Here is a 14,342-nt window from a genome sequence, read left to right on the forward strand (position 1 = left end):
TACTTAGCTGAAACGATTACAGGCAAATGTCGTACAAACTTATTCTGGCCTTATCACTACTGATAATCACCGGTTTCTCCTTTATCAGAATAGCTGATCAGAAAGATTGGCCGGAATATAATGGTGATGGAGCAAGAAGCCATTACTCAACGCTGGATCAGATCAATACCCAAAACGTGGGGAAGCTGAAAATCGCCTGGACTTATGCCTCCGGCGGTGCGGACACCGTGGGGAGCCGCACCCAGATCCAGTGCAACCCGATCATTATCAACGGAATTCTTTACGGAGTATCTGCGGATATTCAGGCATTTGCCCTGGACGCAGCCACCGGCAGGGAAATATGGAAAACCGAAGTTACCGACAACAGTGGTACCCTCAGCCGCGGTGTTACCCATTGGGAAGACGGAGACGACAAACGAATCTTTTTTGGTGCAGGAAAGTGGCTCAACGCACTGGACGCCAGAACAGGAAAACTGATTGAAAGCTTTGGAGAAAATGGCCGCATCAATCTGCTGAATGACATTCAGCGACCTGGTTCGGACGAATATATTAAAGCCAATACCCCCAACACGATCTATAAAAACCTGATCATCACCGGGGCACGGGTAAATGAAAACGAAACTTCTCTGCTTGGGGATATCCGGGCTTTTGATACACGTACGGGTCGAAAAATCTGGACTTTTCATACCATTCCTGCCAAAGGAGAGGCCGGGTATGAAACCTGGGCGCAGGGAAACCCACGTGCCCATATAGGAGGGGCTAATGCCTGGGCAGGTATGGCCATAGACCGCCAGCGGGGAATCGTGTACATACCAACGGGCTCTGCCGCGTATGATTTCTACGGAGGAAACCGGCTGGGAAATAATCTGTATGCAAACTGTTTACTGGCCCTGGATGCAGCAACGGGTAAAAAACTATGGCATTACCAACTGGTACACCATGATATCTGGGACCGCGACCCTCCCTCGCCTCCCAATCTTCTGACCATCACCCACAAGGGCAAGGCCATTGATGTGGTATCACTTGTCACCAAACAGGGCCATATTTTTGTGTTTGACAGGGTAACAGGTAAACCCGTATTCCCGATCACTGAAAGGCCTTTCTCTTCCGCCGGAGCAGTACCTGGTGAAAAACCAAGCCCCACACAGCCCATTCCCACATTACCTGTCCCTTTCACGCGCCAGGGTTTCACAGAAAAGGACCTGAGCCCTTTTGTAGCCGACCGGGATTCCATTGTGAAGATCATCCGGAAGTCGAAATCCGGGTCACCTTATATCCCGATCGGTTTCGACAGAACCATTTTCTTTCCCGGGACCGATGGAGGCGCGCAATGGGGCGGCGCTGCAACGGATCCGGAAGGTATAATCTACATTCCAGCCAAGGAAATACCGGTGTATACCTCTCTGATAAAAAAACAGGAAACCAAAGGCAAAGAGCTGACAGGAAATAAATTGTATCAGCTTTATTGTGCTGCCTGCCATGGCGCCGACCGTATGGGCAATCATGACGGATCCTACCCTTCCCTTGCGGGCATCAGCAAACGGCTTACCGAACCACAAATCCGGGATCTGCTTGCCAAAGGCCGTGGCATGATGCCTTCGTTTACGCACATCTCGGAGGCCGAAAGAAAAGGCATCATTGATTTCATATCTGATAAACAAAGCAGCCAGGCCGTCAGCGTTTCGGCCAAAAGCGAAGTACCTTACCAGCATACGGGTTATAACCGGTGGTACGACAGCAACGGTTACCCCATCAGCCAGCCTCCATGGGGCACACTCACGGCTGTTGATATGAATACCGGCCAGCGGCGCTGGCAGATCCCGCTTGGAGAATATCCCGAACTTACAAAAAAAGGTATACCACCAACGGGTACGGATAATTATGGCGGTCCGCTGGTGACCGGCGGCGGCCTCATTTTTATTGCTGCCAGCCGCGATGAACAATTCAGAGTTATTGATAAAAAAACCGGGCGAATCTTATGGAGTACCCGACTTCCCGCTGCGGGTTATGCTTCGCCAAGTACATATATGCTCAACGGGAAACAGTATGTGGTCATAGCCTGCGGTGGAGGGAAACTCAATACCAAATCCGGCGACAAGTACCTGGCATTTTGTCTGGATTAGATGGACAAATAGCATCGCAGAACCTAATTCCGTTGCGAGACGTATTATTCAAATAACTTGAAGCGGGCGCGTTGTAAAACCATAGCGCACCGCTAATTTTGTCATTGGATATATATGACTATGCAAAAAATAGACCTTTTTTCGAGACCCGACCTTTCCCTGTTTTTTGAATCCAGGCGGGAAGATATTATTCGATATATCAAAGCGCTTCCTGATAAACATTTTGGCAATGATCAACTGGAAGAAGAAACCAAAAAGATCAGAAAAGAATACCTCGTCAGAATGCCGGAGCTGGATTTTGGAAATCGGAAAAGAACCGAATCCGCCGATGCCCGGGGTACACGAATGGAGATACCTTATTCCGGATCCGCCGATCTGCTCGCTTATAGTCCTTCTCAAACCAGCGACCATCAGCTGACTGATTATTTCGATGACGATGAAGAAATGTTGCTCATCAAAGAAATACCACTTTCAACTGAAAATATAACCGCTTATTTCGATGAACAGCTTGCCCTGATTCAGAAGAAGCATAAAGAACTGTCAACCATTGTTTGGGAAGAAACAGACAACCTGAGTGATCTCATCGACTCGGAAATTAAAAAAAGGTCCAGGAAAATCCGTGATAATAGAGATTTCCTGGACGGCCTTGCCAGCTGATGGAAAATCTGAGCATTTTCCATCAGAAAAATCATATTATTTGTCAGCCACAGGCAGCGCCGGAAGAACCGGATGATCGGTTTTGAACTCTTTCCCGAGCAACTTGGCAATGGTAGCTGCAATTTGTCCCTGATAGAACTGGACTTTGTTTTTGCTCTCTCCTTCTGCATTTATGGCAGGGCCTATGGCCGCAATCCAGATTTCTCCGGAGCCTGGTATTTCAGTCCCATGGTGTTTCCATTCGCCACCTTTTGCCTGTCCGCGGCCATGATCTGTGGTAATGATCAACGTGGTTTTGTTGGCATATTGCTTGCTGGACTGGATATATTCCCATATCTGACGGATCCAGGCATCCGATTTTTTTGCAGCATCCAGGTACAGATCGTACACGCCTGCATGGGCAAATTCGTCGGTATCCCCCAGCGCAAAATGTATTAATCTTGGCTTATTAACCTTCATATATTCAAAAGCGATGTTAAAAGTAGCTGCATCCAGCCGCTCGCCGCCATGAAAAAGATCGGGTACTTCATGTTGTAATTTATTGAAAATGACCTGATTTGGAGTCAACTTACCTTCTACATCCTTAAAACCATCGTTGACCGGAAAACCGCATCGCTGCGCGTTGTAGATGGAAGAAAAAACATCCCAGGAGCCAAATACTGCCGTTTTTCCTTTAAAATCGGGCAGTTTGTTGAGATACTCAAAAACCGTTTCGTTTTTATTCGGGATTTTGTCATTTGAGTTGACGGCCGTATCAGGATATCCCGTAGCGATTTCATTGTAACCTGGATATGAAAACCAGTAAGGGTTGGCATTGTTTACATGATTTTCAAATTTGCGGTTGCCCAGTAAAAGGCCTTCTTTGGATAGCACCGTCCAAAAAAACGGCATCAGCCTGCTCCTTCTTTCCGTGGCTGTTGGTGCCCAAAAACGGTTCTGCACATAAGTTTTATTATATGCCGCTGCGCTGTCGAAAGTCAAAAGGCTGTCTGCGCCACCGAAAACTTCCTGCCAGCGTAATCCGTCCATGGTTACCAATACCACATTTTCGGAAATCCGGGTTTGTGAGAAACCTGCGCCGGAAATGCAGCTCCAGAAAACAATAAGTAAGAGTTTTTTCATCGTTAAATTAAGTTTAGACAATCCCAGTATATTTCCAAAGACAACTCCCGGGTACCGGCACTCAATTTAGTCAATTAAGCCATGCATCGGAGGAATTCAGAGGAACATCTTTTTATTTTACAAACCTTCCGAACCATACATTTGACCGGAGATATTCATATTCTTTCAAATTACAGTATGGCCAGAAATAAGCCGTTTGATTTATATACTCCATCTTTTGTAATGGACAACCAACGTAAAACCAGTCTGACCTGTACCGGGCCGCCGCATCGCTAGTATTTGAACTCTTGCCGCAATGCACATATCCCGTACCTTTGTAAGTAACAACATCCTGGACTCTATTTTTCAACTAATTTAATACTATGTCTTCCAGAATTCTCAATGTAGGTTTAATAGGTTTCGGATTATCCGGCCGTTATTTCCATTCCCCGTTCCTGTCGGTCAATCCACGTTTCAAACTTAAAAAAGTTGTGGAGAGAAGCAAAAATGAAGCGCAGGAATTTGACCCCGACATCGAAAACGCACGTTCTGTGGATGAACTTCTGAGTGATAAGTCGGTGGATCTTGTTTTTATCTGCACGCCCAATGACACCCATTTTCAGTATGCCATGGATGCGCTGGAAAATGACAAACATGTGGTTATTGAAAAACCGTTTGCCAATACTGAAGCAGAAGCCCGGCAGCTTGTTGCACTTGCGGAAAAGAAAGGATTGGTACTCACAGCTTATCAGAACCGTCGCTGGGACTCAGACTTCCTGACGATCAAAAAGCTGATGAACGAAGGCAAGTTGGGTGATATCATTGAATACGAATGCCGCTATGACCGTTATCGTCCCGTTGCGCAGGCCGCTAATTCATGGAAGGAGCAGCCTGGCGTCGGATATGGCAACATCTATAACCTGGGTCCGCACCTGCTTGACCAGGCACTGGTTTTGTTTGGCACGCCCGAATCCGTAACTGCAGATATCCGCACGGTACGCCCGGGAAGTGTTATTGACGATTATTTCGATGTAAGGCTTACCTATGCCGACAAGCTGGTGATCGTCAAGTCGAGCCTGATGGTTTATGGAAATTTCCTGCGATATAACCTCCATGGCACCAAAGGTTCCTTTATCAAGGGCGGCCTGGATCCTCAGGAAGAAACATTGCGCAAGGATATTTTGCCCAATGTGCAACCTTGGGGCGTTGAACCCGAGGACCGATGGGGCAAACTGTACAGCGACGATTTCACAGGTGTTATCCCGAGCGAAGCCGGTGATTATATGCCATTCTATGACAATGTTTACGAGGCGATTGTGGAAGGTACCGAGCTGGCCGTGAAGCCTTCGGAAATCCTGAGAACAACCCGCGTCATTGATCTTGCTCTGGAAAGCAGCCGAGATAAAAAGGTCATGACTTATTAAAATTATCGGTGGCACGGCTGCGTCACCTCGCCCAATGGGGCTATGTTGCCTCAGCCGTGCCACCGATCCACCCGGACTCCCCCAAAACTGACCAAAGTCACAATTTTTTCCGTCCGTCGTCATCTTTCCTGGTGGCTTTTTCCGGCAATTTTGAACCGATATTCAAACTGAGTGTCAGATTCATTTCATCTTTTGCTCTAGGAAACCAGCAACACCATCAAAGACCAGCCCCAGCCATGGAAACTGACGAATATATATTGCCGGACAAAACGCAAACCTCACACCATTGCTATCACTGCGGTGAAGAAATAAAGGAGGAGGTCATCACTTTGGACGAACATCAGTTTTGCTGCCAGGGCTGTTCTTTGGTTTATGATGTTTTAAAAGAAAACGACCTTTGCCGTTATTACACCATTGATGGCTCCAATGGCAACTCCCCGGACGGATCCTACTTCCAGGGTAAATATGATTACCTCGATTTGCCCGAAATCTCAGCCAAAATACTTGAGTTCAGTGATGGGAAATTATCCCGGGTCAACTGGTATATCCCCAAAATGCATTGCAGTTCGTGTATCTGGCTGCTGGAACAGTTGCACAGGCTCAACCCTGCCATCCGGAGTTCCGTTGTTAATTTCCCGGAAAAAAAGGTCAGGATTACCTTTGACGCTACCAGTGTACAGCTAAGCCAGCTCGCCGCACTCATTACAAGTATCGGATACGAACCCTACCTCAGCCTGAACGACATTGAAGGCAAACAGCTCAGCCGATGGAACAGGACCCGCTTGTATAAAATAGGAATTGCTGGCTTTGCCTTTGGGAATATCATGATGATGAGTTTTCCTGAATACTTCCATTTAGGAAAAAATGGTACCGACCACCAGCTGAAAATGATGTTCAGCGTGCTGAATATTGCATTGAGTATCCCGGTATTTTTTTATTGTGCTGCCGACTTTTTCAAATCTGCCTGGACCGCCCTGAAAGCCAGGTACTTTAATATTGAAGCCCCTATTGCACTGGCCCTGAGCTGTGTTTTCCTGACCAGCCTTTACCAGGTCGCCACCGGAACCGGCCCGGGTTATTTTGATTCGCTGGCAGGTGCTGTCTTTTTTATGCTGATCGGCCGGTATTTTCAGGATAAAACCTATGCTGGTATATCCTTTAACCGCGACTACAAATCGTATTTCCCTGTTGCCATTTCGGTACTAAAAGACGGACAGGAACAACGGACACCCATTACAGAGCTAAAACAAAATGATCGGATGCTGGTTCGTAACGAGGAGCTTATACCGGCAGATTCGGTTTTGTGCAGCCCGAGAGCCATGATCAATTACAGCTTTGTTTCCGGCGAAGCAGAACCTGTATTAAGGCAGAAAGGAGATACCATTTATGCCGGCGGAAAACAGAACGGCCCTTCCATTGAGCTGGAAGTATTACGCCCTGTGGCCCAGGGATATCTTACGCAACTATGGAATAATGATACTTTCACCAAAGAAAAGGAGGATCAGCAGCAGACACTGGCAGCACGCATCAACAGGTATTTTTCGGCAGCGGTACTGTCACTGGCTGTAATTACCTTTCTTGTCTGGCTTTTGATTGCACAGAAACCAGAAACAGCCTTTAACGCTTTCACTACCATTTTGCTAGTGGCATGCCCGTGTGCTCTGTTGTTGTCTTCTACGTTCACCAATGGCAACCTGCTCGGCCTCTTTGGAAAACACCGTTTTTATCCCAAAAACGCGCATGCCATTGAAAGGCTATCGCATATCAACACCATCGTATTTGACAAAACCGGTACCATTACGCTCGGAGATGAAGCGGAGGTAAATTATGTGGGAAGAGAGTTGTCAGACACTGAATTGGTAATGATAAAAACGATAGCTTCCCAATCTTCACATCCCCTCAGCCGGACCCTGGCGAAAAGCTTGCCGCACGTCCAGGCCAGCAAACGGGTCCTGAGTGAATATGAAGAAACCGGAGGTGCGGGAATTAAAGCATTATGGGGAAAGACCGAGGTAAAGCTGGGTTCGGCCAGGTGGGTGGGAGCAGATACTGACAAACTCCCGGGAACCAACTCCCTGGTGTATGTATCCATTGACGGCCAGGTTCCGGGATATTTTACATTTAAAAGTAAATATCGCCCCGAACTCGCGGAAACAATCAGTGTATTACAAAAATCGGGATATGAAACTTACTTGTTATCAGGTGATAAACCAACGGATAAAGAATTCCTGAAAACCATTTTTCAGGACGAAACCAGAATTTTTTTCGAACAGAAGCCCGAAGAAAAGCTTAGGTTCATTGAACAGCTTCAAAAAAACAGGAATGCCAGGGTACTCATGGTAGGCGACGGGCTGAATGATGCCGGGGCGCTTAAACAAAGTGACGTCGGCCTTGCCGTATCCGATGATATCAACAATTTCTCTCCTTCCTGCGATGCCATCGTGGAAGGCGCACAATTAGCTGCCCTGCCCGGTTATATCAATCTGGCAAGATCCGGGCAACGTACCATTAAGATCAGCTTTGCCATTTCGCTGTTGTACAATGCCATAGGTGTTTCCTTCGCCGTTGCCGGAAAACTGTCTCCGGTGATCGCGGCCATACTGATGCCCGTCAGTTCTATTTCTATTGTTGCATTTACGACGCTCGCCACCAACCTTGCCGCGCGCAAATGGATAAAAAACTGACCAATGTCATATTTGAACACAGGTAGTTATCATGCGCCGGAGCAACTTCGGACAGTAGTTTTGAACCATCAAACAATCCAAGAAAATCACTAGCTATGAGTGCCTTATATCTGTTAATCCTGGCCAGCCTGCTTGTGGCACTGGGATTCCTGGGAGCCTTTATCTGGTCTGTTAAAAAAGGGCATTTTGATGATGACTACACTCCGTCTGTCCGCATTTTACTGGACGACAAAGAGTAGTTGTCCTTTTTGACCTCCTTCCTGTCCACCATTCCAATCATACCTATTACCCATATTTATTCACCATTCTTTCTCAATATTATGTCTAACATTCCCCATCCCAATATCGCATCGGTAGAGCTGGATGAGTTCGAGTATGACAACAAGATCGTCCGGGATTTTGCAATTGCCACGATTTTGTTCGGTCTGATCGGTATGCTCGTTGGATTACTGGCAGCGTTTCAGCTGGTTTTCCCCAACCTCAATTTCGACCTCCCCTACACCACTTTCAGCCGCATCAGGCCACTGCATACCAACGCCGTTATTTTTGCCTTTGTGGGCAACGGCTTTTTTACAGGTCTCTATTACTCAGTACCCCGGGTACTCCGCACACCTGTGTGGAGCCCAGTGTTGAGCCGTTTTCACTTCTGGGCCTGGCAGCTGATCATCCTCGGTGCAGCCATCACCTTACCTATGGGTTTTACTTCATCCAAGGAATATGCGGAGCTTGAATGGCCCTTTGACATTGCCATTGCAGTTGTTTGGGTTTCTGCCCTTGTTAATCTGATCATGACCACTATTAACCGCCGGGTGGAACACATTTATGCAGCTGTGTGGTTTTACATTGCTTCATTTGTAACAGTGGCTATGCTTCATGTGGTTAACAGCATAGAACTGCCCATTTCTTTCCTGAAAAGTTATCCGGTTTACGCTGGCGTGCAGGATGCGCTCGTGCAGTGGTGGTACGGACATAATGCAGTCGCATTTTTTCTGACCACCCCCTATCTCGGGCTGATGTACTATTTTCTCCCGAAAGCTGCCAACAGGCCCATTTACTCCTACCGCCTGTCCATTGTTCACTTCTGGGCATTGATATTTATCTATATCTGGGCTGGGCCACACCATTTGCTTTACACTGCACTTCCCGAATGGGCACAAACACTCGGTACCATATTTTCAATTATGCTGATCGCGCCTTCCTGGGGAGGTATGATGAACGGGCTGATGACGCTGCGCGGGGCCTGGGATAAAGTGCGGGAAGACGTGGTGCTAAAATTTATGGTGGTTGCAATTACCGCGTACGGTATGGCCACTTTTGAAGGCCCCATGCTTTCGCTAAAAAATGTAAACGCTATTGCACACTACACCGACTGGATTGTCGCACACGTTCACGTAGGTGCGCTGGGCTGGAACGGCTTCCTTACTTTTGGAATACTGTATTGGCTTTTCCCACGCCTATATAACCGACCGTTATATTCTCAGAAAGCTGCCAACTTTCACTTCTGGATCGGTACGTTAGGTATCCTGTTTTACACCATTCCTATGTATTGGGCCGGTTGGGTACAAAGTTCGATGTGGAAAGAATTCACGCAGGAAGGCTTGCTCAAATACCCCAACTTCCTCGAAACTGTTACGCAGCTAGCCCCGCTATATTTTATGCGCAGTGTGGGAGGTACCCTTTACCTGATTGGTTTTGTGGTGATGATCTATAACCTGTGGATGACTGCCCTGAACGGCAAACTTGTTGCGACGGAAACCGCCAAGGCTATGCCGCTGAGCGCAATCTGGCAGGCGTCCAAAAGTGAATACTGGCACCGTCGCTTTCTGGAACGTAAACCGATGGCACTTACAATTTTCTCTCTGATCGCCGTAGCCATTGGTGGTATGATTGAAATGATTCCTACGTTTTTGGTAGAGTCCAATATTCCAACCATTGCCAGCGTGAAACCCTATACTCCGCTCGAACTCCAGGGAAGGGACATCTACGTACGGGAAGGCTGTTATGTGTGCCATACGCAAATGATCCGTCCGTTCCGCTCCGAAATCGAAAGATACGGCGACTACTCCAAATCAGGAGAGTTTGTATACGACCACCCTCACCAATGGGGTTCAAAACGCACCGGTCCGGACCTGCACCGTCTCGGAGGCAAATATCCCGACTCGTGGCATTACAATCACATGGAAGACCCTACTACCATGTCGCCCGGTTCCATTATGCCAAGATATGGCTGGTTATTGGAAGATGACCTGGATACAACCACCACAGGAGCGAAAATCAGAGCGATGCAGCAACTGGGCGTCCCCTACGAAGAAGGATATGACAAAATTGCCAATGTACAGTTGCATAAGCAGGCCAAGGAAATCCAGGCAAGGCTGAAACAGAGTGGAATAAAAACCAGCGAAGACAAGGAGATCATTGCACTCATTGCCTATCTGCAGCGGCTCGGAACCGACATAAAAGCTGAGAAAAACTAGCATCCGGATGAAGGTATCTATCCAGGTATCTTCATCCCGCTCAAAAATACAGACCTATCATTTCATTATTAAGGTATTATGAAATTCAGAAATTATTTAGAAAGCATAGCGGGAGTGGGGATCTTCCCACTCGTCTCGCTGATCATATTTTTTGTCTTTTTTCTCCTGCTGCTGGTTTATGTGATCGGGATTGATAAAAAGAGCCTGAACAATATGAAGAATATTCCGCTTAATGACGGAAGCATCAGAAAAACCGTATTATCTCTTGTGTTCCTTTTCATCGGCACCATCCCGGCCTGGGCACAGGAACCGGAAAAAGGAAGAGCCATCACCGGAACCGACCTCCTACTTTATGCCCTGCTGGCGATCCTGGTTTTTCTCATTCTCCTGGTTTCAATATTATTGTTTGAAGCCCTGGCCATTCTGAAACAGTACAATACCAAATCCACCTCCGGGGCAGCGTCCCAATCTCTGTTCAGCAGCAACTGGTGGAATAAATTCCGGGGTATTAACGTCGCGCTCGGAGAGGAAGACAAGCTCCTCATTCAGGGACACGATTACGATGGTATTCATGAACTGGACAACCGGATGCCGCCATGGCTGCAGTCCCTCTTTATAATGACCATCATTTTCGGAGTTGTGTATGGTATCTACTATTTCGGCGGTATCGGAGATATGCAGATAGCCGAACTAGACAAGGAAATTGCACAGGCAGAAACTGAAAAGAAAATTTATATGGAAAAAGTAGGCGCCAGCATGGATGAAAATACCGTTACCATCCTGACCGACGCCGCAGGACTTGGCCAGGGAAAAACCATTTTCACCGAAAAATGCGCTGCTTGTCACGGGCCAGAAGCCGGTGGCGCGGTAGGCCCCAACCTCACCGACGCATACTGGCTGCATGGTGGCGGTATCAAAAATGTCTTTAAAGTAATTAAGTATGGCGTACCCGAAAAAGGCATGATCTCATGGGAAAAACAGCTGTCTCCAACGGATATCCGGAAAGTGGCCAGTTATGTTTTGTCTTTGAAAGGAACCAAACCTGCCAATCCTAAAGAGCCACAGGGAGAGCTGGTGGCGGATGAGAATGTGGCTGTGAAGTAAAGGCTGTTAGCTGTTAGAGCAAATCTGACCTTTACCTAAGCTACTCTTTTATTACGCTTTTTTGAAAGGCATTGTGATTACAAAAGCCGTTTACCAACGGCACATACTATGAATACTTCAAACACTTCCCTTTTTGAACCCGACGACACCTTCCGCGATCATTTCAGCGCGGTGAATGAGGATGGAAAAAGGAACTGGTTTTATCCCCAGAAACCCAGCGGCAAATGGCATAACCGAAGAGTATGGTTTACGATCCTGATTCTGACGTTGCTTTTTGTTACCCCGTTTCTGAAATTAAACGGCCAACCCCTGCTGCTGCTGAATGTGATTGACCGGAAATTCATCATTTTCGGACTGTTCATAGGGCCGCAGGACTACTGGCTTTTCGGGCTTACGATGTTATCCTTTATGTTATTCATCGTACTCTTCACCACTATTTTCGGAAGGCTGTGGTGTGGCTGGGCCTGTCCTCAGACGGTGTTTATGGAAATGGTTTTCAGAAAAATCGAGTATGCCATCGAAGGAGACGCCGGCAAACAAAAACTGTTAAACAAAGCCCCCTGGACTTCTGACAAAATATTAAAGAAGGGGTTGAAATACACTGTGTTTCTGACGGTTTCCTTTCTGATCGCCAACCTGCTGTTGTCTTATGTCCTGGGTGTGGACGAGCTCGCGAAAATTATCCGGGAACCTATTCAGGAACATTTACCGCTTTTTACGGGAATCGTAATTTTCACCCTGGTATTTTATTTCAATTTTGCCTGGCTGCGCGACCAGGCCTGTACCGTGGTGTGCCCATACGGGCGCCTTCAGGGGGTACTGATGGACCGAAATTCCATTGTGGTTGCCTATGATTACAAAAGAGGGGAACCCAGGGAAAAGCTGCACAAGGGGCAAAGCCGCAGTGCCGGTGACTGCATCAGTTGCTTTCAATGCGTAAATGTATGTCCCACCGGGATCGACATCCGCAATGGTACCCAAATGGAATGTGTAAACTGCACGGCATGTATTGACGCCTGCGACAACATCATGGACAAAATCGGGTTTGATAAAGGGCTCATCCGATATACCTCTGAAAATGCGATTGTAAACGGAACCAATAAGCTGATCACCAAAAGGGTAATAGCCTATATTGCGGTACTGGTATTGCTCTGGTCTGTACTGGCCTATACCATCGCAGTCAGGACAGATACGCAAACCACCCTGTTCAGGGCACCGGGAAGCCAGTACATTGAAAACAACGACGGTACGGTAAGCAATCTGTATACGTTCAAAATTTTCAACAAGACCAACCGTCTTGTGCATCCTGAAATCCGCATTGAAGCGGCTGGCGGAAGACTACAGTTTGCCGGAAATCCCGATCTCACGCTGGAAGGTGCAGGGATGTCCGAAGGTACCGTCTTTATCATCATGCCAAAAAGCCAGCTAAAAAAACGAAAAACAAAACTGCAGTTATCGGTATATCAGGGAAATCAGAAACTCGAAACTTTTGAAACCACGTTTGTGGCGCCGGAAGAATAACACAGTAGAAAAAATATTAAGCAAACGTATCAGATGAAAACTTTAAAACTAAACTGGGGAGCGGGTATCGCAGTTCTTTACATGGGATTTGTGGCGATGATCGTCCTGCTGGTAGTGATGAGCATGCGCCAGAAAATTGATCTGGTTACGGATGAATATTATGCAGAGGAGCTACTGTTTCAGGGCAAAATTGACAAAATCAAAAGAGCCAAAGCATTATCCGAACCTTTAAAATGGGAGTTAACCGACGATGCCATCGTGATTCGGTACCCCGGTAATTTAGCAGCAAACACGTTGTCAGGCTCTGTCAGGTTATACTGTGCCTCCGACAACAAAAAGGACAGAAGTTTTGCCGTCAACGCTGAAAACCACCTGCAGGTTATCCCGCTCAGCAGCATTCCCGAAGGCCGCTTCGCACTTCAGATCGACTGGAAACAGGGAGAAAATCTTTATTGGGATGAAGGTGTCGTTGTAATTAAGCCGTAATACGGGCCAGTAACCCGCCAATTCTGATGAATTCTTCACTTCCCTTACTGGCTTTATCCATGGGGCTTCTCAGCAGCTTCCATTGTATCGGCATGTGCGGTCCTATTGCCCTTGCGCTACCGGTTCATCGGGGGAATAAATTTCAGCAGTTTGCCGGGCTGACTGCCTACAACACCGGTCGGGCCATAACCTATTCCGCATTGGGCATCCTCACGGGAACCCTGGCTACCTCACTGGTCTGGATCGGCTATTTCAGGTACATGTCGGTGGGTGCCGGGGTACTTCTCCTCTGCTACGTTCTGTATTCTTCCCGCCTCGAAAAGCATTTCAACCCGCCATTGTTCTGGCAAAAACAGATCAATCGCCTTAAAAGCGGTATGAAAGCAATGCTGGGCAGTAAATCATTTGGCGGCTGGTTTCTATTGGGAAGCCTCAACGGACTGCTTCCATGTGGAATGGTATATCTGGCGCTCGTCAGCTCCATGGCGACCGGAAGTATCTCCGGCTCCGCCACTTTTATGCTGCTCTTTGGGGTAGGTACATGGCCTATGATGATGCTGACCGGATATTTTAAAAATCTGATAACACCCGCCCTTCGCACCCGGATGCGGCGCTTAGTCCCTGTCATGCTCTCCGTGGCGGGTATCTGGCTGGTAGTAAGAGGCCTGGCCATTGAATACCCCACCACCACAAAAAACAACAGCATACCTGTTTGTCATTCCTCGGCGGCTGAAATCGGGAATAAGTAAGTTTTTTTCGTGACGAAGG

General features: G+C 47.4%; 11 protein-coding genes. 10 read left to right on the plus strand and 1 reads right to left on the minus strand.

What is annotated here, in order from left to right; genetic code table 11:
- Window positions 1-26 precede the first annotated feature (26 nt).
- Window positions 27-2,123 carry an outer membrane protein assembly factor BamB family protein gene (locus tag KOE27_RS15860; RefSeq protein WP_215239832.1) on the plus strand — a complete coding sequence of 699 codons (2,097 nt, stop codon included), beginning with the start codon at window positions 27-29 and terminating at the stop codon, window positions 2,121-2,123.
- A gap of 120 nt (window positions 2,124-2,243) precedes the next feature.
- Window positions 2,244-2,780, plus strand: coding sequence for a hypothetical protein (locus tag KOE27_RS15865; protein ID WP_215239833.1), 537 nt, complete (start codon window positions 2,244-2,246; stop codon window positions 2,778-2,780).
- Window positions 2,781-2,816: 36 nt separating this feature from the next.
- On the opposite strand, the gene KOE27_RS15870 is transcribed toward KOE27_RS15865, so the two are convergent.
- The gene (locus tag KOE27_RS15870) at window positions 2,817-3,902 is read right to left on the minus strand and encodes an alkaline phosphatase family protein (RefSeq protein WP_215239834.1); all 1,086 of its coding nucleotides are present in this window, start codon (window positions 3,900-3,902) and stop codon (window positions 2,817-2,819) included.
- A 362-nt stretch (window positions 3,903-4,264) separates the two neighbouring features.
- On the opposite strand from KOE27_RS15870, the gene KOE27_RS15875 reads away from it, so the two are divergent.
- The 8 genes from KOE27_RS15875 (at window position 4,265) to KOE27_RS15910 (ending at window position 14,323) form a co-directional block, all read left to right on the plus strand.
- Window positions 4,265-5,305, plus strand: a complete 1,041-nt coding sequence (locus tag KOE27_RS15875; RefSeq protein ID WP_215239835.1) for a Gfo/Idh/MocA family oxidoreductase — start codon at window positions 4,265-4,267, stop codon at window positions 5,303-5,305.
- A 236-nt stretch (window positions 5,306-5,541) separates the two neighbouring features.
- Window positions 5,542-7,989, plus strand: coding sequence for a heavy metal translocating P-type ATPase (locus KOE27_RS15880; protein WP_215239836.1), 2,448 nt, complete (start codon window positions 5,542-5,544; stop codon window positions 7,987-7,989).
- 95 nt (window positions 7,990-8,084) lie between these two features.
- Window positions 8,085-8,228: a cbb3-type cytochrome oxidase assembly protein CcoS gene (ccoS, locus tag KOE27_RS15885; protein WP_215239837.1), complete on the plus strand. Its 144-nt coding sequence runs from the start codon at window positions 8,085-8,087 to the stop codon at window positions 8,226-8,228.
- 81 nt (window positions 8,229-8,309) lie between these two features.
- Window positions 8,310-10,463, plus strand: coding sequence for a cytochrome-c oxidase, cbb3-type subunit I (gene ccoN, locus KOE27_RS15890; protein WP_215239838.1), 2,154 nt, complete (start codon window positions 8,310-8,312; stop codon window positions 10,461-10,463).
- Between the two features lie 78 nt (window positions 10,464-10,541).
- Window positions 10,542-11,567 (plus strand): cbb3-type cytochrome c oxidase N-terminal domain-containing protein, encoded by a 1,026-nt coding sequence (locus KOE27_RS15895; RefSeq protein ID WP_215239839.1) that lies wholly within the window; start codon window positions 10,542-10,544, stop codon window positions 11,565-11,567.
- Window positions 11,568-11,675: 108 nt separating this feature from the next.
- Window positions 11,676-13,088, plus strand: a complete 1,413-nt coding sequence (gene ccoG, locus KOE27_RS15900; protein ID WP_215239840.1) for a cytochrome c oxidase accessory protein CcoG — start codon at window positions 11,676-11,678, stop codon at window positions 13,086-13,088.
- A 33-nt stretch (window positions 13,089-13,121) separates the two neighbouring features.
- A complete protein-coding gene (locus KOE27_RS15905) occupies window positions 13,122-13,574 on the plus strand; it encodes a FixH family protein (protein ID WP_215239841.1) in 453 nt (150 codons plus the stop codon).
- A 26-nt stretch (window positions 13,575-13,600) separates the two neighbouring features.
- Window positions 13,601-14,323 (plus strand): sulfite exporter TauE/SafE family protein, encoded by a 723-nt coding sequence (locus tag KOE27_RS15910; RefSeq protein ID WP_229252787.1) that lies wholly within the window; start codon window positions 13,601-13,603, stop codon window positions 14,321-14,323.
- Window positions 14,324-14,342 lie beyond the last annotated feature (19 nt).

The organism is Dyadobacter sp. CECT 9275 (assembly GCF_907164905.1).
GTDB classification, from domain to species: domain Bacteria; phylum Bacteroidota; class Bacteroidia; order Cytophagales; family Spirosomataceae; genus Dyadobacter; species Dyadobacter helix.

Excerpts from the sequence above, each read along its gene's own strand:
- KOE27_RS15895 (WP_215239839.1), top strand. The coding sequence starts at position 10,542 with ATGAAATTCAGAAATTATTTAGAAAGCATAGCGGGAGTGGGGATCTTC.
- KOE27_RS15905 (WP_215239841.1), top strand. The coding sequence starts at position 13,122 with ATGAAAACTTTAAAACTAAACTGGGGAGCGGGTATCGCAGTTCTTTAC.
- KOE27_RS15875 (WP_215239835.1), top strand. The coding sequence starts at position 4,265 with ATGTCTTCCAGAATTCTCAATGTAGGTTTAATAGGTTTCGGATTATCC.
- KOE27_RS15910 (WP_229252787.1), top strand. The coding sequence starts at position 13,601 with ATGAATTCTTCACTTCCCTTACTGGCTTTATCCATGGGGCTTCTCAGC.
- ccoN (WP_215239838.1), top strand. The coding sequence starts at position 8,310 with ATGTCTAACATTCCCCATCCCAATATCGCATCGGTAGAGCTGGATGAG.
- KOE27_RS15865 (WP_215239833.1), top strand. The coding sequence starts at position 2,244 with ATGCAAAAAATAGACCTTTTTTCGAGACCCGACCTTTCCCTGTTTTTT.
- KOE27_RS15870 (WP_215239834.1), bottom strand. The coding sequence starts at position 3,902 with ATGAAAAAACTCTTACTTATTGTTTTCTGGAGCTGCATTTCCGGCGCA.
- KOE27_RS15880 (WP_215239836.1), top strand. The coding sequence starts at position 5,542 with ATGGAAACTGACGAATATATATTGCCGGACAAAACGCAAACCTCACAC.
- KOE27_RS15860 (WP_215239832.1), top strand. The coding sequence starts at position 27 with ATGTCGTACAAACTTATTCTGGCCTTATCACTACTGATAATCACCGGT.
- ccoG (WP_215239840.1), top strand. The coding sequence starts at position 11,676 with ATGAATACTTCAAACACTTCCCTTTTTGAACCCGACGACACCTTCCGC.
- ccoS (WP_215239837.1), top strand. The coding sequence starts at position 8,085 with ATGAGTGCCTTATATCTGTTAATCCTGGCCAGCCTGCTTGTGGCACTG.